This window comes from Streptomyces sp. CT34 (genome assembly GCF_000805335.1).
Classification (GTDB): domain Bacteria; phylum Actinomycetota; class Actinomycetes; order Streptomycetales; family Streptomycetaceae; genus Streptomyces.
This window is the reverse complement of sequence record NZ_KN708638.1, coordinates 939971-960875: the sequence shown is the minus strand read 5'-3', so window position 1 is coordinate 960875 and position 20905 is coordinate 939971. Positions and strand designations below refer to the sequence as shown.

General features: G+C 73.3%; 18 protein-coding genes. 7 read left to right on the top strand and 11 right to left on the bottom strand.

Features of this window, described 5'->3' with window-relative positions; all coding sequences use genetic code 11:
* The first annotated feature begins 122 nt into the window (after nucleotides 1–122).
* The 4 genes from RZ84_RS04310 to RZ84_RS04295 all read left to right on the top strand — a co-directional run bounded on the left by RZ84_RS04310 (nucleotide 123) and on the right by RZ84_RS04295 (nucleotide 6402).
* Nucleotides 123–1004 (top strand): IclR family transcriptional regulator, encoded by an 882-nt coding sequence (locus RZ84_RS04310; protein ID WP_078893569.1) that lies wholly within the window; start codon nucleotides 123–125, stop codon nucleotides 1002–1004.
* A 395-nt stretch (nucleotides 1005–1399) separates the two neighbouring features.
* A complete protein-coding gene (locus RZ84_RS04305) occupies nucleotides 1400–4021 on the top strand; it encodes a GcvT family protein (RefSeq protein WP_052229774.1) in 2622 nt (873 codons plus the stop codon).
* A gap of 48 nt (nucleotides 4022–4069) precedes the next feature.
* Nucleotides 4070–5230: an N-methyl-L-tryptophan oxidase gene (gene solA, locus RZ84_RS04300; protein WP_043263153.1), complete on the top strand. Its 1161-nt coding sequence runs from the start codon at nucleotides 4070–4072 to the stop codon at nucleotides 5228–5230.
* An 11-nt stretch (nucleotides 5231–5241) separates the two neighbouring features.
* Nucleotides 5242–6402 (top strand): aromatic ring-hydroxylating oxygenase subunit alpha, encoded by a 1161-nt coding sequence (locus RZ84_RS04295; RefSeq protein ID WP_043263152.1) that lies wholly within the window; start codon nucleotides 5242–5244, stop codon nucleotides 6400–6402.
* A gap of 43 nt (nucleotides 6403–6445) precedes the next feature.
* Here RZ84_RS04295 and RZ84_RS04290 read toward each other — a convergent pair whose 3' ends face one another.
* Nucleotides 6446–8425: a heavy metal translocating P-type ATPase gene (locus RZ84_RS04290; RefSeq protein ID WP_043263151.1), complete on the bottom strand. Its 1980-nt coding sequence runs from the start codon at nucleotides 8423–8425 to the stop codon at nucleotides 6446–6448.
* 110 nt (nucleotides 8426–8535) lie between these two features.
* Here RZ84_RS04290 and RZ84_RS04285 point away from each other — a divergent pair, with 110 nt between their 5' ends.
* On the top strand, nucleotides 8536–8919 hold the full coding sequence (locus RZ84_RS04285; RefSeq protein ID WP_043263150.1) for an ArsR/SmtB family transcription factor: 384 nt from the start codon (nucleotides 8536–8538) through the stop codon (nucleotides 8917–8919).
* An 85-nt stretch (nucleotides 8920–9004) separates the two neighbouring features.
* Here RZ84_RS04285 and RZ84_RS04280 read toward each other — a convergent pair whose 3' ends face one another.
* The 8 genes from RZ84_RS04280 to RZ84_RS04245 form a co-directional block, all read right to left on the bottom strand.
* On the bottom strand, nucleotides 9005–9799 hold the full coding sequence (locus RZ84_RS04280; protein WP_043263149.1) for a carbon-nitrogen hydrolase family protein: 795 nt from the start codon (nucleotides 9797–9799) through the stop codon (nucleotides 9005–9007).
* Between the two features lie 351 nt (nucleotides 9800–10150).
* Nucleotides 10151–11218: an asparaginase gene (locus RZ84_RS04275; protein ID WP_078893568.1), complete on the bottom strand. Its 1068-nt coding sequence runs from the start codon at nucleotides 11216–11218 to the stop codon at nucleotides 10151–10153.
* A complete protein-coding gene (locus RZ84_RS04270) occupies nucleotides 11215–12786 on the bottom strand; it encodes an amino acid permease (protein WP_078893567.1) in 1572 nt (523 codons plus the stop codon). Before RZ84_RS04270 ends, RZ84_RS04275 begins: the two co-directional genes overlap by 4 nt.
* Entirely contained in the window at nucleotides 12783–13520 is a 738-nt protein-coding gene (locus RZ84_RS04265; RefSeq protein WP_078893566.1) for a FadR/GntR family transcriptional regulator, read from the bottom strand. Before RZ84_RS04265 ends, RZ84_RS04270 begins: the two co-directional genes overlap by 4 nt.
* A 131-nt stretch (nucleotides 13521–13651) precedes the next feature.
* A complete protein-coding gene (locus RZ84_RS04260) occupies nucleotides 13652–14266 on the bottom strand; it encodes a GNAT family N-acetyltransferase (RefSeq protein ID WP_043263147.1) in 615 nt (204 codons plus the stop codon).
* Nucleotides 14267–14517: 251 nt separating this feature from the next.
* Nucleotides 14518–15045 (bottom strand): DinB family protein, encoded by a 528-nt coding sequence (locus RZ84_RS04255; protein WP_078893565.1) that lies wholly within the window; start codon nucleotides 15043–15045, stop codon nucleotides 14518–14520.
* An 85-nt stretch (nucleotides 15046–15130) separates the two neighbouring features.
* On the bottom strand, nucleotides 15131–15988 hold the full coding sequence (locus tag RZ84_RS04250; RefSeq protein WP_052229773.1) for an alpha/beta fold hydrolase: 858 nt from the start codon (nucleotides 15986–15988) through the stop codon (nucleotides 15131–15133).
* A 29-nt stretch (nucleotides 15989–16017) separates the two neighbouring features.
* Nucleotides 16018–16812, bottom strand: coding sequence for an alpha/beta fold hydrolase (locus RZ84_RS04245; RefSeq protein WP_043263145.1), 795 nt, complete (start codon nucleotides 16810–16812; stop codon nucleotides 16018–16020).
* A gap of 183 nt (nucleotides 16813–16995) precedes the next feature.
* Here RZ84_RS04245 and RZ84_RS04240 point away from each other — a divergent pair, with 183 nt between their 5' ends.
* Nucleotides 16996–17901, top strand: a complete 906-nt coding sequence (locus RZ84_RS04240; RefSeq protein WP_043263144.1) for a LysR family transcriptional regulator — start codon at nucleotides 16996–16998, stop codon at nucleotides 17899–17901.
* Between the two features lie 17 nt (nucleotides 17902–17918).
* Here the strand turns inward: RZ84_RS04240 and RZ84_RS04235 are convergent, their stop codons facing one another.
* Both RZ84_RS04235 and RZ84_RS04230 read right to left on the bottom strand, forming a co-directional pair.
* Nucleotides 17919–18611: a response regulator gene (locus RZ84_RS04235; RefSeq protein ID WP_043263143.1), complete on the bottom strand. Its 693-nt coding sequence runs from the start codon at nucleotides 18609–18611 to the stop codon at nucleotides 17919–17921.
* Nucleotides 18608–20320, bottom strand: coding sequence for a sensor histidine kinase (locus tag RZ84_RS04230; protein WP_043263142.1), 1713 nt, complete (start codon nucleotides 20318–20320; stop codon nucleotides 18608–18610). Before RZ84_RS04230 ends, RZ84_RS04235 begins: the two co-directional genes overlap by 4 nt.
* 227 nt (nucleotides 20321–20547) lie before the next feature.
* Between RZ84_RS04230 and RZ84_RS40550 the strand changes: the two genes are divergently transcribed.
* Nucleotides 20548–20905: ATP-binding cassette domain-containing protein (locus tag RZ84_RS40550; RefSeq protein ID WP_241777569.1), on the top strand; the 358-nt coding region annotated here is incomplete at its 3' end.

Genomic DNA, 20905 nt, shown 5'->3' with positions numbered 1-20905 from the left:
ACGCAGCGTTATGCGCAACAGAATCCCGACGGGGGGCCGGTGCGTCAAGCGGTCCCCGGAAAAGCCGGCCCGGGATCGGGCCGCTGGACGGTGGCAGCGGACTGGGTGGTGACATCGGACCTATGACGGAGACGGAAAAGGCGGAGGCGCGGGCGGAGGAACGGCCGGACGGCAAGCGGCGCGGCAGAGCCCGCGCGAAACGGCAGGGGAGGGCGGACGCGACGGCGCACGGGAAGCCGTCGCGCGGGGCGGCCGGTGCCGTGCAGTCGGTGGACCGGGCGGTGACCGTACTGGAGATACTGGCCCGGTTGGGCGAGGCCGGGGTGACCGAGATCGCCGAGGAGCTGGACGTGCACAAGTCCACCGCGTTCCGGCTGCTCGGGGTGCTGGAGAACCGCGGACTGGTCGCCCAGGAGCAGGAGCGCGGCAAGTACTACCTCGGCGCAGGGGTGTTGCGGCTGGCCGGCGCGGCGGCGGTACGCCTGGACATCTCCCAGGAAGGCGCGGCGATCTGCCGCCTGCTGGCCGATGAGCTGGGGGAGACGGTCAATATCGCGGTGCTGGAGAGCGATGCCGCGGTGAACATCATGCAGGCCCGCGGCCCGGCGTCGGTCACCGCGCAGAACTGGCTGGGCCGCCGTACCCCGCTGCACGCCACGTCCAGCGGCAAGGCGCTGCTCGCCTATCAGCCCGAGCCGGTCCAGGAGGCCGTACTGGCACGGAAGTTGCCCCGGCTCACCGAGCGGACCGTGACCTCGGCCGGGGAGCTGCGCGGCCAGCTGGCGCAGGTGGTTGAGCGGGGCTTCGCGGTGGCGGTCGAGGAGTTGGAGCTGGGCCTGCGGGCGGTCGCCGCCCCGGTGCGGGCGCACGACGGTTCGGTGATCGGCGCGATCAGTGTGTCGGTGCCCGCCTACCGGCTGGACGAGCAGCGGTTGCCGGAGGTGGTCAAGCGCACCGTCGCCGCGGGTGAGGAGCTCTCGCGGCGGATGGGATACGCCAGTTGACGGTGGCGTGACGGATGGGCGTCATGGAACGGCGCCGCCGCGCGGTGTGCGGCGGGGCGATGCGGGGCCGGGGTCTGCGACCCGGCCCCGCATCCGTGTGTGGGGGGGCTGGGATGTCCGGCCCGGCCCCGCGTTTTGCCGGCGCGGTCCGGTGCGGGGGGGCGCCCGCGCGTAACGGCTCATTTACGGACGGCTGGCGCGCACCCCTTGACGGCCCGATACGGCGTTCCCAGTATGTCTCTCATCGCGCAACCAGTCGTGCAGTACGCAACAACTCCCCCCGGACGCCACCCTCGCCGCCGAGCGGGCGCACCCCGCCGCACAGGCCCTGACCCATCGGACCGGCACCGAGCCTGCCGTACCACCCGGACAGCGCCCGACCCCGAAGGAGGGACATGTCCCCATCGTCCCCGGCGACCGCACCGGCCGCCACCGCCGCCCGCCCGACCCGCGCCACCCGCGCCCGTGTGGTCATCATCGGTGCCGGCATCGTCGGCTGCTCGCTCGCCGACGAGCTCACCGCCCGCGGCTGGCGCGATGTCACCGTCCTGGAGCAGGGGCCGCTGCCGGCCCCCGGCGGCTCCACCTCGCACGCCCCCGGGCTGGTCTTCCAGACCAACCCGTCCAAGACCATGACCGAGTTCGCCGCCTACACCGTCCGCAAGTTCGGCTCTCTCGAAGTCGACGGAGTGCCCTGCTTCCACCCCGTCGGCGGCCTGGAGGTCGCCACCACCGAAGCCCGCTGGGCCGACCTGCACCGCAAGTCCGGGCTCGCCGCCTCGTGGGGCGTGCGCGGCGAACTCCTCGGCCCGCAGGAGTGCAAGAAGCTGTGGCCGATGCTGGACGAGAGCGTGCTCCACGGCGGGTTCCACACCCCCGATGACGGGCTGGCCCGCGCCCTGCTCGCCTGCCGCGCCCAGATGGCCCGCGCCGGCGCACGCGGCGCCCGCTTCCTGGAGCGGCACACCGTCACCGGAATCGAGCGGGCCGACGGCCGGGTCACCGGTGTCGTCACCGACCGCGGCACCTTCCCCGCCGATCATGTCGTCTCCGCCGCCGGGTTCTGGGGACCGGTGATCGGCGCCATGGCCGGGGTGCAGGTACCGCTGCTCCCGCTGGCCCACCAGTACGCCACCACCGAGCCGCTACCCGAACTCGCCGCGGACAACGACCCCCATGGGGGTCCCCGCCGCGCATGGGGGTCCCCCCGCGTATGGGGGTCCCCCCGCGTGAGCGCAGCCGAGCGTGGGGGAGCAGCCGAGCGTGGGGGAGGGGTGCAGAGCTCGGGGGAGGAAGCCGGCAGGCCGATCCTCCGCTTCCAGGACCGCGACCTCTACTTCCGCGAGCACCTCGATGCCACCGGGGGCCGACTCGGCATCGGCTCCTACGCCCACCGCCCCATGCCCGTCGACCCGTTCACCGTCCCGGCCTTCGACGACGCCCCCGTCATGCCGTCCTCGCTGCCCTTCACCGAGCAGGACTTCGCCCCCAGCTGGCAGGACAGCATCGCCCTGCTCCCCGCGCTGGGCGCATCCCGGGTGGCCGAGGGCTTCAACGGGGTCTTCTCCTTCACCCCCGACGGGATGCCGGTCCTCGGCGAATCGCGTGAACTGCGCGGATTCTGGCTCGCCGAGGCGGTCTGGGTCACCCACTCCGCCGGCGTCGCCCGGGCCGTCGCCGAGTGGATGACCGACGGCCGCCCCACCGTCGACATCCACGAATGCGACCTCCACCGCTTCGAGGACGCCCAGCGCTCACCCGCCTACATCGAGGACCGCGGCGCCCAGAACTTCATCGAGGTCTACGACGTCATCCATCCGCTCCAGCCCATGGAACAGCCCCGCCCCCTGCGCACCAGCCCCTTCTACGCCCGTCAGCAGCAGCTCGGCGCGTACTTCCTGGAGGCCGGCGGCTGGGAGCGCCCGCACTGGTACGAGGCCAACGCCCCGCTCACCGAGGGGCTTCGGCTCCCCGAGCGGGACGCCTGGTCGGCCCGCTACTGGTCGCCGATCGCCGCCGCCGAGGCCGCCGTCACCCGCGAGCGGGTCGCGCTCTACGACATGACCCCGCTGCGGCGGCTGGAGGTCACCGGGCCGGGCGCGCTGGACTTCCTCCAGTACATGACGACCAATCAGCTGAACAAGAAGCCCGGCGCGGTGACCTACTCCCTGCTGCTGGACGAGGCCGGCGGCATCCGCTCCGACCTCACCGTGGCCCGGCTGGCCCCGGACCGCTTCCAGGTCGGCGCCAACAGCGCAGCCGACCTCGACTGGCTGCTGCGGCACGCCTCGGACGGCGTCCGGATCCGCGACATCACCCCGGGCACCTGCTGCATCGGCGTCTGGGGTCCGCTGGCCCGGGACCTCGTCCAGCCGCTGACCCGCGACGACTTCTCGCACCGGGCGTTCGGCTACTTCCGGGCCAAACGGACCCACCTCGGCCATGTCCCGGTCACCGCACTGCGCCTGAGCTACGTCGGCGAGCTGGGCTGGGAGTTCTACACCACGGCCGACCTGGGACTCCGCCTCTGGGACACGCTGTGGGAGGCCGGGCAGCGGTACGGGGTGATCGCCGCCGGCCGCAGCGCCTTCGACAGCCTCCGCCTGGAGAAGGGATACCGCGCCTGGGGCCAGGACATGACCACCGAACACAACCCCTACGAGGCCGGGGTCGGCTTCGCGGTACGCCCCGCCAAGGGCGACTTCCTCGGCCGCGCCGCACTCCAGGGGCACAGCGAGCGGACCGCGGTCCGCAGGCTCACCTGCCTCACCCTCGACGACCCCGCGGCCAACGTCCTCGGCAGGGAACCGGTCTACGTGGCGGGCGACCCGGCCGGCTATGTCACCTCCGCCGGCTACGGCTACACCCTCGGCCGCGGGATCGCCTACGCCTGGCTGCCGGCCTCCGCCGCGGTCCCCGGCACCGCCGTCCACGTCGAGTACTTCGGGCAGCGGATCCCCGCGACGGTGGCCCAGGAGCCGCTGTTCGACCCGGAGATGGCGCGCATCCGCCGGTAGTCCCGCGCGCACCCGCACCGACCGCCCGCCCGACGAAGGAGCAACCGCATGGCTCCCACCTACGATGTCATCGTCCTCGGCCTCGGCGGGATGGGCAGCGCCGCCGCCCACCACCTCGCCGCCCGCGGCGCCCGGGTACTGGGCCTGGAGAAGTTCGGCCCGGTGCACAACCGCGGCTCCAGCCACGGAGGTTCGCGGATCACCCGGCAGTCCTACTTCGAGGACCCCGCCTACGTCCCGCTGCTGCTGCGCTCGTACGAGCTGTACGAGCGACTGGAGCGGGACACCGGCCGCGAGGTCGCCACCCTCTGCGGCGGGGTGATGGTCGGCCGCCCCGACAGCCGCACGGTCGGCGGAAGCCTGGCCTCCGCCCGGCAGTGGGACCTGCCGCACGAGGTGCTCGACGCCAAGGAGATCCGCCGCCGGTTCCCGACCCTGACCCCGCACGGGGACGAGGTCGCGTTGTACGAGGCGCGCGCCGGACTGCTCCGCCCGGAGAACACCGTCGCCGCCCACCTCCAGCTCGCCACCCGGGGCGGCGCCGACCTGCACTTCGAGGAGCCGGTCACCCGCTGGGAGGAGCTGCCCGGCGGCGCCGGGGTCCGCGTCCACACCCACGAGAACGCCTACACCGCGGGCCAGTTGGTGATCTGCCCGGGAGCCTGGGCACCCCAGCTGCTCACCGACCTCGGGGTGCCGTTCACCATCGAGCGGCACATCATGTACTGGTTCGCCCCCGACGGCGGCACCGCGCCCTACGTCCCCGAGCGCCACCCCATCTACATCTGGGAGGACGCCGCGGGCGTGCAGATCTACGGCTTCCCCGCCATCGACGGCCCCGACGGCGGCGCCAAGGTCGCCTTCTTCCGCAAGGGCACCGTGTGCACCCCGGAGACCATCGACCGCACCGTGTACGACCACGAGGTACGCGCCATGGCCGACCAGCTCGGCCCCCGCGTCCCCACCCTGCCCGGCCGCCTCCTGAAGGCCGCCACCTGCATGTACTCCAACACCCCGGACGAGCACTTCGTGATCACCCGGCACCCGGCGCATCCGGAGAGCACCACCGTCGCCTGCGGATTCTCCGGCCATGGCTTCAAGTTCGTGCCGGTCGTCGGCGAGATCGTCGCCGACCTCGCACTGACCGGCACCACCGCGCACCCCATCGACCTGTTCGACCCCCGTCGCCCCGCCGCCGCGGTCGCCTGAGGAGAGCAGCCTTGACCACCACACCCACCGAGCCCCGCCAGGGTGCCGCACCCCCGCCCGCCGCCGGCCTGATCGCCACCCTGGCCGGGCGCTACTACACCGACCCGGAGATCTTCCGGCAGGAGCAGGACCTCATCTTCGAGCGGCTGTGGTGCTGCGCGGTCCGCAGCTCCGACCTGGAGCGGCCGGGCGCCTTCCGCACCGTGCGGATCGGCCGGGAGAGCGTACTGATCACCCGCAACCGCGCCGGGGAGCTGCGCGCCTTCCTCAACGTCTGCCGGCACCGCGGTGCCCGGCTGTGCACCGAGGAATCCGGCCAGGTCCGCCGCAACCTCCAATGCCCCTACCACGCCTGGACCTACGACCTGGACGGCCGGCTGGTGGCCGCCCCCAACCTCCAGAAGATGCCGGACATCGACCGCACCGAACGCGGTCTGGCCACCCTTCCGTTGCGTGAGTGGCTCGGCTACGCCTGGGTGTGCCTGGCCGACGAGCCGCCGTCCTTCGAGGACACGGTGATCGGCGCGGCCGTCGAGCGGCTGGGCGACACCGCCGCCATCGACCGCTACCGCACCGAGGACCTGACCCTGGGCAGGCGCATCACCTACGACGTGCGCGCCAACTGGAAGCTGATCGTCGAGAACTTCATGGAGTGCTACCACTGCGCCACCATCCACCCCGAACTCACCGACGTCCTGCCGGAGTTCGCGGACGGCCTCGCCGCCCAGTACTACGTCGGGCACGGCGCCGAGTTCGCGCCGGAGGCGCAGGGGTTCACCGTGGACGGCAGTGCCGGCTTCGGCCGGCTGCCCGGCATCGCGGACAGCCAGGACCGGCGCTACTACGCGGTGACCGTCCGCCCGCAGGTCTTCATCAACCTCGTCCCCGACCACGTCATCCTGCACCGGATGTTCCCGGTGGCGCCCGACCGCACCTCCGTCGTGTGCGACTGGCTGTACCTGCCCGAGGTCATCGACTCCGGCGCCGACATCGCCAAGTCCGTCGAGCTGTTCCACCGGGTCAACGCCCAGGACTTCGACGCGTGCGAACGCACCCAGCCGGCCATGGACTCCCGCGCCTACCGCGACGGGGGAGTCCTCGTCCCCAGCGAGCACCACATCGGCACGTTCCACCGCTGGCTCACCGACCGGCTGGCGGACGGGCGTGCCTGAGCCGTTCGACGCCCGGTAGCGGTACCGGCCGCCGGCCGCCGCCTCATCCGGCGGTCCGGCCGGCGGCCCGCCGCCACGCCGCCTCGCGCAGCAGCCGCAGCCCGTTGAGCCCCACGACCACCGTCGAGCCCTCGTGCCCGAGGACGCCCAGCGGCAGCGGCAGCCGCCCGATCAGGTCCCACAGCACCAGCCCCGAGATGAACACCGACGCGATGACGAGGTTCTGCACCACCAGCCGGCGTGCCGCCCGCGACAGCGTCATCACCGCCGGGACGGTGGTCAGTTCATCGCGTACGATCACCGCGTCCGCGGTCTCCAGCGCCAGATCCGACCCGGCCCGCCCCATCGCGACACCGGTGTGTGCGGCGGCCAGCGCCGGGGCGTCGTTCACCCCGTCGCCCACCACCAGCACCTTCCGACCGGCCCGCTCCTCCTCGCGCACCGCGTCGACCTTGTCCTGCGGCAGCAGCCCGGCCCGTACGTCCGCGATCCCGGCCTCCTCGGCGAGCCGGGCCGCCGCCCGCCGATTGTCCCCGGTCACCAGCATCGGCGTCCGCCCGGTCAGCTCCCGCAGCGCGGCCACCGTGGCCACCGCGTCCGGCCGCAGCCGGTCGGCGATCCCCAGCACCCCGGCCGGGACGCCGTCCCGCAGTACCAGCACGGCGGTGTGCCCGCCCTCCTCCAACTCCCGTACGATATCGGCCACTTCGTCGGCCATAGGGGTGTCCTCGGCCAGCAGCCGGGCCGGCGCCCCCACCTCGGTCCAGGTGCCGTCGACCCGGGCCCGTGCGCCGGTACCGGGGGAGGCGGTGAACTCCTCCGCGGCGGGCAGTGCGCAGCCGCGGGACCGGGCGGCGCTCACGATCGCGCGGGCCAGTGGGTGCTCGCTGGGGTGCTCGGCCGCGGCGGCCCAGGTCAGCAGCGCCTCCTCGGACCGCCCGCCGCCGGCGGGCAGTCGGATCGCGGCGACCCGGGGCGTGCCCTCGGTCAGCGTCCCAGTCTTGTCCAGCGCGACGCCGTCCACCTGGCCGAGCCGTTCCATCACCACGGCGGACTTCACCAGGACGCCGTGCCGACCGGCGTTGGCGATGGCCGACAGCAGCGGCGGCATGGTCGCCAGCACCACCGCGCACGGCGACGCCACGATCATGAACGTCATCGCCCGCAGCAGCGCACCGGTCAGCTCCGCCCCCAGCATCAGCGGCACCGCGAACACCGCCAGCGTCACCGCCACCAGGCCGACCGAATACCGCTGCTCGACCTTCTCGATGAACAGCTGGGTCGGTGCCTTGGTCCCGGACGCCTCGGCGACCATCGCCACGATCCGCGCGATCACCGAATCGCCGGCATCCCGCTCGACCTTGACCCGCAGCGCGCCCAGTCCGTTCAGCGTGCCGGCGAACACCTCGTCCCCGGGTTCCTTGGCCACCGGCAGCGGCTCCCCGGTGATCGTGGCCTGGTCCACCTCGCTCGTCCCCGCCAGCACCCGGCCGTCCGCGCCGACCCGCTCGCCGGGTCGCACCAGGATCGTGTCGCCCACGACGAGGCCGGCGGTGGCCACGCTGTGCTCCTCGCCGTCGTCGGACAGCCGGGTCGCCGTGGCGGGTGCGAGGTCCAGCAGGCCGCGTACCGAGTCCTGGGTGCGGGCGGTGGCCAGCGCCTCCAGTGCGCCGGAGGTGGCGAAGATGACGATCAGCAGCGCGCCGTCCATCAGCTGGCCGATCGCCGCCGCCCCGAGCGCCGCGACGATCATGAGCAGATCGACGTCCAGCGTCCGCTCCCCGAGGGCCCGCAACCCCGCCCAGGCCGGTTCCCAGCCACCCGTCAGATACGCCACGGCGTACAGCGCACCCCAGGCCCACCCGGGCGCGCCGGTGAGCTGCAAGGAGAGCGCGATCAGGAACGCCACGGTGGCGACCGCCGCCCAGCGGGCCTCGGCCAGTGCGAACACCCGCGTACGCCGCGGGGCCACCGCACGGACCTCCGCGGTCCGCGGCGGACGTTCCAGAGTGGTGACAGGCATGACGGAACAACCCCTTCACGAGACGGGAGCAGGCGCCCTCACCACCGTACAGGAACGAATGAACAACTCTTCATCCATTCTCTTGAGGGTCGCTCCTTAGGATGGCTGCCATGGGCCACGGAATCGACGACACCAGCAGTGCCACCACCCGCGAACGCCTGGACACCGTGGGGGCCGCCGATGTCGCCGCCACCCTCCAGGCCCTCTCCACCCCGTCCCGGCTGCGCATCCTCGCCCGCCTTCAGGAAGGCCCCTGCGCGGTCAGCGACCTCGCCGCCGCCGTCGGCATGGAGCAGTCCGCCTGCTCCCATCAGCTCCGGCTGCTGCGCAACCTCGGCCTGGTCACCGGCGAACGCAACGGCCGCTCGATCGTCTACGCCCTCTACGACCACCATGTCGCCGAACTCCTCGACCAGGCCCTCTACCACGTCGAGCATCTGCGTCTCGGGCTGCGTGACGCCCCGTCAGTCACCGTGGACGCGTCGGCGAAGTAGTACGACGCGCCGCGCAGCCGCCGATCAGGGCCGGCGCGATCGCGCTCGACCGCGCCGGCCATCGCAAGAACGGCGGCCCCGGCGCCTACAGGCGGCGATTGTCCAGTACGGCCACCGCGCGCCGCACCCGCTCGGTCTCGGCCGGGTCCACCTCCGCGACCAGCAGCCCGGGGGCCGCGGCCAGCCGTGCCCGCACGGTCCCGTCGGGGCCCACCAGCGCACTGTGCCCGACACCGGTCGGGGCCTTGGTGGCCACCTCCGGGTCGGCGTCCTGGTCCGGCGCGGCCTGTCCGACCGCCGCCAGCCACACCGTCGCGTCCAGCGCGCGGGCCCGCACCAGCAGCTCCCACTGTTCGCGCTTCCCCGGCCCGGCGCCCCAGGACGCGGGCAGCACGCTCACCGTCGCGCCGGCGTCCGCATGCGCCCGGAAGAGCTCCGGGAACCGCACGTCGTAGCAGGTCGCCAGGCCCACCCGGACCCCGTCGACGTCGATGGTCACCACCCGCTCGCCCGCCGCGACCGTGTCGGACTCCCGGAACCCGAAGGCGTCATAGAGATGGATCTTGTCGTAGGACTCCTCTACCCCGGGCCCCGTGGCCAGCAGGGTGTTGGCCACCCGGCCGCCGGGAGCCGGGGTGAACATCCCCACCACGACCGTCACCCCGGTCTCCCGGGCGACCGCCCGCACGCCCTCGGCCCACGGCCCGTCCAGCGGCTCGGCCACCTGCCCCGGCGGCACCCCGACGCGCGCCATGGACGCCTCGGGCAGCACCGCCAGCCGCGCGCCCTCCGCGGCGGCCCGGCGCACCAGGTCCGTGACCTGTGCGAGGTTCTCCTTGGGGTCGGTCGAGGCGGTCATCTGGCACAGCGCGATACGCATCTACGGCTCTCTCCTGTCGTACGGAACTCGTACGGAACCTGGGAATTCGTACGGAACTCATGCGGATGTCGTGCGGAGCGGTGGAGTGGACGAGTGGTGTCGTACCGGTCGGTCGTCGTCGTACGCCGTCATCCTCATCATCCGCCGTCCCCCCTCCTGCGGCTGCCCGGCGACGAGATACCCACGGCCATGTTCTCCCGCCCCGCCGTCCCGAGCGGCACCCGGGGGCACTGCTTCTCCGCACCGTGCACGATCTGCGGCCCGGAGCCGATCGGTTGGCCGGCCGCCGCACACCGGCGAAAGCCCGGCCCGCGGCATGCGGGCCGGGCTCCGTACCGGGGCATTGCGATGTCAGGCGGCCGGGGCGGGAGCGTCCGGGGTGGCCAGGGCGCCCGCCGCCCGCAGGGTGCCGACCTGCCTGCCGCCGCCGAGGACCGGGGCGGTGGCGAACGGGGCGAGCAGGCCCGGGTCGACGCCGCAGCGGGCCAGCGCCGCGGCGGTGACCGGCATCCGGGCCCGGTCGGCGCCGTCGGCGATCTTCACACCGACCGCCCGGCCGTCCGGCAGCGCGGCGACCTGTACGCCCTCGAAGCCGTCCTTGGCGAGCAGTCCCGGCAGCGCGCGGACCAGCCGGGCGACATCGCGGTCGGTACCGGAGACCATCTCGGGGTGCTCGCGCATGGCGCGGGCGACCCGGCCCTCGTGGCTGTCCGGGGCCGCCGTCGCCAGCCGTGCGACGGCCCGGGTCAGGCCGTGCAGCGAGACGGCGAACAGCGGGGCACCGCAGCCGTCGACGGTGACCCGGGCGATGCCCTGGCCGGTGAGTTCCTCGACGGCCGTGGCGAGTTCCCACTGGAGCGGGTGCCCGGCGTCGAGGTAGGTGTCCAGCCGCCAGCCCCGGGTGCGCGCCGTGTACAGCATGGCCGCGTGCTTGCCCGAGCAGTTCTGGGCGAGCCGGCTGGGCCCCAGCCCGCGCCCGAGCCAGTCGTCCCGTACGGCGGCCCCGTAGGGGAGGTCCGGGACGTTGCGGAGGTCGTCCTCGGTCAGCCCGGCGGTGTGCAGGATGCGCCGGGCGGTGGCCAGATGGCGTTCCTCGCCGGAGTGGCTGGCAGCCGTCAGGGCCAGCGCCTGGTCGTCCAGTGGCGGCAATCCGGCGCGCAGCAGACCGACCGCCTGGAGCGGCTTGAGCGCCGAGCGGGGGTAGAACGCGGCCTCGATGTCGCCGAGTTGGAAGTCCACCCGGCCGTCGGCTGCCAGGACGACGACCGAACCGTGGTGGACGCCCTCGACGATGCCGCCGCGCTCCACATGGGCGACGGGGGCGTGGGCCGGTATGCGCAGGGCGGGCGGATCGCCTGCCGGGTGGTGGGCCGGGGTGGTGCCCGTGGTGGTGCCGGTGGTGCGCTGACTCGTGATCATGATCGGTCTTCGGTGCTCTCTGTGCGGTCGGTGCTGCGCGCCCCTGCGGCGCTCGCGCGGCGGTCGCCGTTCGGCCAACTGCCGCTGTTCTCCCGGAGATCGGCGCTCCCGGGTGCCGCGCCGTCCCGCAGGGTCCCGACCCGGCCGCGGACCAGGTACCAGCCGCCGATCAGCAGGGCCACGATCACCGGCAGGGAGAGGATCGTGGCGCGGCCGGCGCCGCCGTCCGCGTACATCAGGACCAGTACCAGGGCGAGGAAGGCCAGCGTCACCAGCTCGGTCCAGGGCGAGCCGGGGAGCCGGTAGCCGGGGCGGGACAGCAGGCCCGCCCGCGCCTTCCGCCAGAAGAGCAGATGGCAGATCATGATCATGGCCCAGGTGCTGAGGATGCCGATCGCCGCGAAATTCAGCACGATCTCGAACGCCTTGCTCGGCACCAGGTAGTTGAGGCCCACGCCCAGGACGCAGACGCCCGAGGTGAGCAGGATCCCGCCGTACGGCACCTGGTTGCGGCTCATCACGCCGGTGAACCGGGGAGCGGATCCGGACATCGCCATCGAGCGCAGGATCCGACCGGTGGAGTAGAGCCCGGAGTTGAGGCTGGACATCGCGGCGGTCAGCACGACGAGGTTCATCACCCCGCCCGCGGCCGGGACCCCGACATGGGAGAGCACGGTGACGAACGGGCTCTGGCCCGCCGAGTACGCGTTCCACGGCAGCAGCATCGACAGCAGGACCACCGAGCCGACGTAGAACAGTGCGACCCGCCACATGATCGAGTTGATCGCCCGGGGCATGACCTTCTCCGGCTCGGCGGTCTCGCCCGCCGTGACGCCGACCAGCTCGACCGAGGCGTAGGCGAAGACCACGCCCTGGATCACCAGCAGCATCGCCAGCGTTCCGGTCGGGAAGATGCCGCCGTGGTCGGAGATCAGCGCGGGGCCGGGGTGGTGGCCGTCGACCGGGTGCTGGGTGACCAGCAGGAAGATGCCGATCAGCATGAAGACGACCAGCGCCCCGACCTTGATGATCGCGAACCAGAACTCCAGCTCGCCGAAGATCTTCACCGATATCAGGTTCACCGTCAGCACGACCCCGAGCGCGATCAGCGCGATCACCCACTGCGGGATGTCGGAGAACATGCTCCAGTAGTGCGTGTAGGTCGCCACCGCCGTGATGTCGGCGATCCCGGTCGTCGCCCAGTTCAGGAAGTACATCCAGCCCGCGACGAACGCCCCCTTCTCGCCGAGGAACTCCCGCGCGTAGGAGACGAAGGCGCCGGACGACGGCCGGTGCAGCACCAGCTCGCCCAGGGCCCGTACGACGAGGAAGGCGAAGAAGCCGCAGAGCGCGTATGCCACGGCCAGTGAAGGCCCGGCGTCGGCGAGCCGGCCGCCCGCGCCGAGGAACAGCCCGGTGCCGATCGCGCCGCCGATGGCGATCATGTTGATGTGCCGTGATGTCAGGGACTTGCGGTATCCGGCGTCACCGGCGTCGACATGTGCGGCCGGTGCCCGCTGCCCCTCCCTTTCCTGCGGCTCCGCCTGTTGCAGGGACTGCTCGCTCACCCGTGGTCCTCGTCTTCCGTGGCAGGGGCCGTACGGTCTGCCGGCCGCACGATGGTGGTCAGGGTCGACTCGACGCGTGCGAGGTGGTGCTCCATCGCCTCGGCGGCGTCGTGCTCGGACCGGTCGACGAGCGCCTCGACGATCGCCCGGTGCTCCCGGTTCGACTGGTCGCGCCGGCCGCCGACGTCGTTGAGGAACGCCGACTGACGGGCCAGGGCGTCCCGGATCTCCTCGATCACCCGGCGGAAGACCGGGTTCCGCGCCGCCTCGGCGACCGCGAGATGGAAGAGCGTGTCCATGGCGACCCAGGCGGTGGTGTCGGTCTCCCGCTCCATCCGCTCCAGGAGGTGTGTGAGGTGGTCGAGATCCTCCGGCGTACGGCGGGTGGCCGCGTACCCGGCCACCGGGATCTCGATATGGCGGCGGACCTCCAGCAGATGGCTGGCCGTGTAGTCGCCGAAGGTCGGGTCGGCCACCGCGCCGTCCGAGACGACGAAGGTGCCCTTGCCGGTGCGCGAGACCGTGAGCCCCATGGTCTGGAGCGCACGCAGCGCCTCGCGCAGCACGGGTCTGCTCACCTCCAGCCGCCGGCACAGTTCGGCCTCGGAGGGGAGCTTGTCGCCGACGGCGTACTCACCTCGCTCGATGGCGCCGCGCAGATGGGTCAGGACCGCTTCCATCGCGCTCACGCGCCGGGGGATGTCGCCAGCTGTCTGGCTGTCTGACAGGTTCACCCGGGGATGGTCGGACGGGGGCGGGGGAGCTGTCAAGGGTTCCGACGTGACCGGTTCACCGGGAGTGGCGTGGGCGTTCACGCGGGGCGGGCCCCGGGCACGCCCCTCCCCGGAGTGGGTCCGACCGGCCGTTACGGCGTCGCCCCGGGGTGGTGGCCGTCCGCGCCGCGCCCGCTCTCCGTGCGCAGGTCCAGCATGTAGAACACCTTGTCCCAGCGCTGCTCGCCGACCGCGACGAAACCGGGGATCCGGCCGTACTCGCGAAAGCCCAGCGACCGGTAGAGGCGCAGCGCCCGCGCGTTGTCGGCGCGGGCGTCCAGGGTGAGGACCTCGATGCCGGTCTCTGCGGCGTCGGCGACCAGGGCGGTGGCCAGTGAGCGGCCGACGCCGCGGCGGTGCGCGCTGCCGGCGACCGCGAGCTTCACCAGGTCCGCGTGCGGGCGATTGGTCTCCTGGGCGTAGCGCAGCCAGTAGCCCAGACCGATCAGCCGCGGGCCGACGTACGCGGCGCGGAGCGCCCCGTCCCCGGTCCGCGCCGCGGCGAGCACCCGGGCGACGAGCTCGGCGACCTCCTCCGGCGCGGGCGGATCGACCCACCCGAGCGGCGCCCCGTCGCGGACCAGGTCCGCCAGGATACGGTGCGCCAACTCGGGGAATACGGCGGCGAGTTCTGGGTCTGCCGTGAGTTCGCGGGCATCGAGGATCCGGGGTGCGGTGCCCGCGTCGGCGGTGGTGGCGGTCGTCATGAGCGGAGCCTAGGCCCTGTCGCCGAACTCCCGTCGTCGGCCCGGAGGGCGGGCCGGGCGTCGGCAGCAGGCGGGAGTTTGCCGACAGGGCCCAGGGCGCAGGGCGCATGGGCTCGCGGTGCGGGGCGGTAGCGGGAGCCGGTCCCCAGAGGCGGGCACCGGATGCGGCGGCAGGTCGGCGGCGATGGCGGGGCCGGCCGGGGATCCGCCGCAGCTCTGCCGCGGATCCCCAGCCGGATCTCCGACCGGGCTCAGGCGCCCGTCGTGCCGTCGATGCGCTCCCGGAGCATGTCGGCGTGGCCGTTGTGGCGGGCGTACTCCTCGATCATGTGGACCAGGATCCAGCGCAGGGAGACCCCCTGGTCGCCGAGGTACCGGGCCTCCTCCTCGGAGAGCTTGCCGGAGTCGTCCAGGGAGGCCCCGGCGATCAGCTCGCGACCCAGGGCCACCTCCGCGCGCCAGGTCGCCAGGGCTTCCTCGATGCCGCTGTCCGGGGCGAGCGCGAAGCCGTCCGCGCCGCTGTCCTCGTACACCTGCGGCACGGCACGGACGGCGAAGATCCGCTGGAACCAGTGGCGTTCCACCTCCGCCAGATGCCGGACCAAGCCCAGCAGCGTCATCGGCGACGGGGCCACCGAGGCCACCCGCAGCTGGTCGTCGTCGAGCCCCGCGCACTTCAGCGCGAGCGTCTCGCGGTGGAAGTCCAACCAGCTCTCCAGCATGGTGCGTTCATCTGTGTGTGGGGGCGGGACGGGGCGTCCGTCCGGTGTCGTACTCATGCCCGCCACCCTCGCACGGGCCACTGACAGGCACCAGGGACAGCCGCGTGACCGGGCGCCGGTCGACGCAGGCGCCCACGGGACGTCACGCCGGTGCCGCCCGGTTCGCCGTCGGCCGCCCGGCCGCCGCCGGTTCGGTTTGCTCGGCGAGGAAGGCGGTGATCCGGGCGATGAAACCGTCCGGGTCCTCGACGGGTGCCCCGTGCCCGGCGTCGATCTCCTGGTAGCGGCTGTGGGCGATCCCGGCCAGCAGTTCCCGCTGCTGAGCCGCGCCGATCACCCGGTCGTGGGCGCCGGCCAGTACCAGCGTCGGTGCGGTGACGGAGGCGAGCAGCGGGCGCAGGTCCACGGCCAGGTCCACCGCGGTCTGCCGGTCGGTACCGGGAGCCGGCCCGGTGGCGAGCGCCCGGACCAGCTCCTCGTGGGCGGCGGTGTCCGTGCGGTTCCAGTAGCGGGGGCCGAAGGCCATCAGCGGCACCATCCGGGCGAAGAGCGACGTGCCGTGCGCCGCGTCGGCGCGCAGGAGGTCGAGCCAGTACGTGAACTCGGCCCGCATCCGGGTGTCGGTGTGCGCCCAGCCGGCGTGCAGCACCAGGGAGCGGACCCGCCCGGGGTGGCTGCCCGCGAGGTGGGTGGCGATCGCGGCGCCGAGCGAGTGGCCGACCAGGTGGAACGACTCCAGCCCGGCGTGGTCGGCGGCGGCCAGGACCTCGTCGGCGAGGTCCGCGAGCGTGAGCGGGCCGCCGTGATCGGTGGTGCCGCCCGAGCCCGAGTAGTCCGGTGCGACCACGGTGAAGCGGTCGGCGACCGCCTCGGTCAGCGGCAGCCACTGCTCGCGGGTGGCGCCGGTGCCGTGCACCAGCACCAGGCCCGGTCCGGTTCCGGTGCGGTCGTACTCGACGACGGCCTCGCCGCCGCTGATGCGTACGCGGGTGGTGGGCATGGGTGATCTCCTTTGCGGGCGGGGGGTGTTCAGGCGGTGGCGCGGACGGCGGACGCCATCCGGGCGAGCGCGGTACGCAGCGCGGCGTTGAAGGCGGCCGGGCATTCCTGGTGCGGCATGTGGCCGGCGCCGGGGATGACCGAGAGCTCGGCGCCGGGCGTGAGCGCGGCGCAGGTCCGGGGCACCTCCAGCGGGATCTGCGGGTCCCGTTCGCCGTGGAGGTAGTGGATCGGCATCTTCAGCCCGGGCAGTGCCGGGCGCGGGTCGTGGGCGACGGCGGTGACCTGGTGCTCGTCGATGTAGACGCCGGAGTCCAGGATCTGACGTACCGTCCAGTCGATGAGCGCGGGCGCGGTGCCCGGCGCGTACCACCCTGGCACCCAGCCGGCGACCGTACCGGCCCGGTCGCGGCGCAGATCGGCCATCAGCCGCGCCTGTGCCTGCTTCTGGGCCGAGGGCCAGTACCCCGGCGCACCCACCGGGACCACGCCGGCGACCAACTCCGGGCTTCGCACCCCCAGTTCGACGGCGAAGGTGCCGCCGATCGACGAGCCGACGACCACCGGACGGTCCAGCCGCAGCGCGCCGATCAGCTCCACGAGGTCGCTGACCACCCCGGCGAGGGTGTTGCCGCGGGCCGGACGGGCCGACCGCCCGCAGCCCCGCCAGTCCACGGTGACCACCCGGTGGTCCCCGGTGAACTCGGGCAGCTGCGCGCCCCAGGTGCGCCCGCTGGTCCCCCAGCCGTGCAGGAACAGCAGCGCCGGGCCGGCCCCCTCGTCCTCGTAGTGGAGCGTGATGTCGTTGACGTCCAGATAGGGCATGGTGCTTCCTCTGCTTCCCCTGCTTCTTCCACCGCTTCCACGTATCCGCCGCAGGTCCTTGCCTGCGCCGATGCCCCCACCCAACCGCGATCGCGGTGGCCGGCCAACGGCCGATCCGCGCCTACACTGATCGCGAGCGGTGATCAATGAGTGATCGACAGGGGTCACGGCGAACGGGGGGCCATGGAAATCCGTCAGCTGCGCTACTTCCTCACCGTGGCGGAGGAACTGCACTTCGGCCGCGCCGCCGAGCGGCTGCACATCGTGCAGTCCGCGGTGAGCCAGCAACTCCGCCGGCTGGAACGCGAACTGGGCACCGAGCTGTTCACCCGCTCCACCCGCACCGTCCGGCTCACCGAGGCCGGCAGCCGGCTGCTCCCGTACGCCAGGGAGATGCTCACCCTCCAGGCACGCGCCCGCGAAGCCCTCGACGAGCTGCGCGCCGAACAGGCCACGACGGTGCGGCTGGGCAGCAGCTCCGGTCTCGGCGCGCGGCTGGACGCGGTGCTCGCCGCGTTCGCCCGGCTCGCCGGCCACGCCCAGCTGGAACTCGTCTCCGGCAGCACCGAGGAACGCCTCCGGCAGGTGCGCTCCGGCGAGCTGGACGCGACCCTGCTGCGCGGCGAACGGGACGATCCAGGGCTGGAGTTCCTGCCGCTGTGGCAGGACGCGCTGCTGGTGGCGCTGCCCGCCCGCCACGAACTCGCCGCACACGAGACCGTCGAGCTGGCCCGGCTCGCCGAGCTGCCGCTGCGGCTGTCGCCGCACTCCCGCAACCCCGCCCTGCACGACCTGGTCATGCGCTCCTGCCGGGAGGCCGGCTACGAGCCCGTGGCGGGGCCGGAGTTCACCAACGCCCAGGACACCCTGGCCGCCATCGGGTACGGCAAGCCGTCCTGGACGGTGTTCTACGCCCCGCACGCCGATCAACTGCCGGTGCCCGGCGTGGTGTTCCGCCCGCTGCGCGATCCCGCCCCCAGGATGCGGAGCTGTCTCGCGGTACGGCCCGACCCGCCGAAGGCCGGGCTACGGGCACTGATCGAGGCGTGCCATGCCGCCGCGGAGGCGGGTCCGGGGCAGCCGGGCTGAGCGGGCGCCCGCCTCCCTCAGCCGGCCCGCGTTCGGGCATAGAGATGCTCGGGCCGTCCGGTGTCGCCGTACTTGAGGGTCAGCCGGATGCGGCCGGTGCGTTCCAGGTGCTTGAGGTAGCGCTGGGCGGTGGAGCGGCTGACCCCGGCGCGCTCGGCGACGTCGTGGGCGGAGAGCGGCAGCCCGGCCTCGTCCAGGATCCGGCGGATCAGGTCGACGGTCGCCGCCGAGTGGCCCTTGGGCAGCTCGGAGTGCGGGGACTCGGGGGTGCGCAGGGCCGCGAAGATCCGGTCCACCTGCTCCTGCCCGGCCTCGCCGTGCCCGCCGACGCCCTCGACGGTACGGCGCAGCGCGGCATAGCCGTCCAGCTTGGCCCGCAGCCCCGAGAACCCGAACGGCTTGACCAGGTATTGCAGCGCGCCGTACCGCATCGCGGCCTGCACGGTGGCCACGTCGCGGGCCGCCGTCACCATGATCACGTCGGTGTGGTGGCCCAGCTGCCGCAGCCGCCGCACCAGGGCCAGGCCGGTCTCGTCCGGCAGGTAGTGGTCGAGCAGCACCAGATCGATCGGGGTGCGCTCCAGCGTGGCCAGCGCCTGGGCCGCCGTGTGGGCCCGGCCGGCGACGCGGAAGCCGGGTACCTGGGAGACATACGCGGCATTGATCTCCGCGACGCGGAAGTCGTCGTCCACGACAAGGACATCGATCACGGTGACTCTCCGGTGGTCGTGAGCTGACGCGAGGGTCGGCCGGCGCGTAGCGCCGTCTTCTGGGGGTGGAGGTCGGGTGACGGGAGGGCGGAGGGGGCGTGCTCCAGGGTGAGCCGGTCGGGCGCGAGCGCTTCGGGCAGGACGACGGTGAAGACCGCCCCGCCGCCCGCGCGGGCGGTCACCCGGGCCATCCCGCCGTAGCGCTCGGACAGCCGGCGTACCAGGGCGAGTCCGAGACCCCGGCCCCTGGAGGAGGCGGTGGCGCTCTTCGTGGACCAGCCCTCGGCGAAGATCCGCTCGCGCATCCCGGGCGGCACCCCGGGCCCGGTGTCGCTGACCCGTACGACCCCGGTGGTGCCTTCGGCGCGCAGTTCCACCTCGACGAAGGGCTCGGCGCGGCGGCGCTCCGCGGTGGCGTCCAGCGCGTTGTCGATCAGATTGCCCAGGACGGTCACCAGGTCGCGCGGGTCGACCACCGCATCGGGCAGCAGCGTGGCCGGGGCGATGCGCAGTGCCACCCCGCGCTCGGCGGCGATGGCCGCCTTGCCGACCAGCAGCGCGGACAGCAGCGGGTCGTGCACCCGCTCGGCGATCTGCTCCGCGGACGCCCGGTGCGCGCTGGCGACCTCGGCGACGAACTCCACCGCCGTGTCGTACCGCCCCAGTTCGAGCAGTCCGCGGACCGTGTGCAACTGGTTGGCGTGTTCGTGGTCCTGGGCCCGCAGCGCGTCCAGCAGCCCCTGGGTGCTGTCCAACTCCCGGCCCAGCAGCTCCAGTTCGGTGCGGTCGCGCAGGGTCACCACGGCCCCGCCGTCGCGGGTCGGCACGCGGTTGGCGACCAGTACCCGCCCGCCGCTGACGGTCAGCAGATCGCTGCCGTCCACCCGTCCCGCCAGGACGTCCGTGGTGCGCCCCGGCGGCAGCACCTCGTCCAGGGCGCGGCCCGCGGCGCCCGCGTCGAGCCCGAGCAGCCGCCCGGCCTCGTCGTTGACCAGCCGGATCCGGCCCTTCCGGTCGAAGGCGACCACGCCCTCCCGGATGCCGTGCAGCATCGCCTCGCGCTCGTCCAACAGCGCGGAGATGTCGGCGGTGGCGACCCCGTGCGTACGGCGGCGCAGACTGCGGGCGACCCCCAACGCGGCCAGCACGCCGACCGCCAGCGCGGCGCCCGCGTACCGCAGCAGCCCGGGAATGGCACCGAGCAGCAGCCCGTGCACGCTGTCGTAGGCGATGCCGACCGAGACCGCGCCGACGATCCCGCCGCCGGCGTCGCGCAGCGGCACCTTCGCGCGCGCCGAGCGGCCCAGCGTGCCGGTGTCGATCTGCCGGACCTCCCGGCCGGCCAGGGTTCGGCTGGGATCGGTGGAGACATGGTGACCGATCTCCGCGGTGTTGGTGTGCGACCAGCGCACGCCGTGGCTGTCCATCACCACGACGTACAGCGCCCCGGTGGACCGGCGGATCCGCTCCGCGGTGGACTGCACCGGGCCGTGCGGCGCGGGTGCGGAGGCGACCAGATCGCGGGCCAACTCCGGTTCCGCGGCGGCGGTCTGGGCGATGGCCAGCGCCCGGCGCATCGCCTGGTCCTCCAGCACATGGCTGAACGGGGCGAGGAACAGGCCGGTGGCCAGCACCATCACCCCCGTCGTGATGGCCACCTGCGCGATCAGGACCTGTGCGAAGACGCGACGGGGCCAGTGGATCCGCATGCGGTCCCCCTTGTCTCGGCGGCCCGGCGCAGCTCTGCGGAACCGACTCTTTCCGTTGATCTCCGATGCACGCAACGTAAGCCGCCGCAGCCCGGCTGCCCACCCTCTGTCGAACCTTTGTTGTTCTAGCGTGAGCAAAATGGGCACAACAGGGTTTGCGCGCAGAAAGACGGCTTGCGCCCACAAGGCTGCCGCCGCGGCCCGGCCCACTCCTAGCCTCCCGCTCCATGAACAGCCACACGAGCCCCGCCATCGAGCTGCGGGGAGCGAGCAAGACCTTCCGCACCCCCTCGGGCGGACTGCACACCGCCGTCCGCGACCTGGATCTGACCGTCGGCCGCGGCGAGTTCGTGGCCGTGGTCGGCCCCACCGGATGCGGTAAGTCGACGACCCTGACCCTGGTCAGCGGATTGGAGGAGCCCACCGAGGGCGATGTCCTGGTCGCCGGCGAACCGGTCCGCGGTATCGGCGACAAGGTCGGCTTCGTCTTCCAGCAGGACGCCGTCTTCCCCTGGCGCACCGTGCTGTCCAACGTGATGGCCGGCCCGCGCTTCCGCGGCGCCCCCAAGGCCGAGGCCAGGGAGC

Excerpts from the sequence above, each read along its gene's own strand:
- RZ84_RS04310 (WP_078893569.1), top strand. The coding sequence starts at position 123 with ATGACGGAGACGGAAAAGGCGGAGGCGCGGGCGGAGGAACGGCCGGAC.
- RZ84_RS04305 (WP_052229774.1), top strand. The coding sequence starts at position 1,400 with ATGTCCCCATCGTCCCCGGCGACCGCACCGGCCGCCACCGCCGCCCGC.
- solA (WP_043263153.1), top strand. The coding sequence starts at position 4,070 with ATGGCTCCCACCTACGATGTCATCGTCCTCGGCCTCGGCGGGATGGGC.
- RZ84_RS04290 (WP_043263151.1), bottom strand. The coding sequence starts at position 8,425 with ATGCCTGTCACCACTCTGGAACGTCCGCCGCGGACCGCGGAGGTCCGT.
- RZ84_RS04285 (WP_043263150.1), top strand. The coding sequence starts at position 8,536 with ATGGGCCACGGAATCGACGACACCAGCAGTGCCACCACCCGCGAACGC.
- RZ84_RS04280 (WP_043263149.1), bottom strand. The coding sequence starts at position 9,799 with ATGCGTATCGCGCTGTGCCAGATGACCGCCTCGACCGACCCCAAGGAG.
- RZ84_RS04275 (WP_078893568.1), bottom strand. The coding sequence starts at position 11,218 with ATGATCACGAGTCAGCGCACCACCGGCACCACCACGGGCACCACCCCG.
- RZ84_RS04260 (WP_043263147.1), bottom strand. The coding sequence starts at position 14,266 with ATGACGACCGCCACCACCGCCGACGCGGGCACCGCACCCCGGATCCTC.
- RZ84_RS04255 (WP_078893565.1), bottom strand. The coding sequence starts at position 15,045 with ATGAGTACGACACCGGACGGACGCCCCGTCCCGCCCCCACACACAGAT.
- RZ84_RS04250 (WP_052229773.1), bottom strand. The coding sequence starts at position 15,988 with ATGCCCACCACCCGCGTACGCATCAGCGGCGGCGAGGCCGTCGTCGAG.
- RZ84_RS04245 (WP_043263145.1), bottom strand. The coding sequence starts at position 16,812 with ATGCCCTATCTGGACGTCAACGACATCACGCTCCACTACGAGGACGAG.
- RZ84_RS04240 (WP_043263144.1), top strand. The coding sequence starts at position 16,996 with ATGGAAATCCGTCAGCTGCGCTACTTCCTCACCGTGGCGGAGGAACTG.
- RZ84_RS04230 (WP_043263142.1), bottom strand. The coding sequence starts at position 20,320 with ATGCGGATCCACTGGCCCCGTCGCGTCTTCGCACAGGTCCTGATCGCG.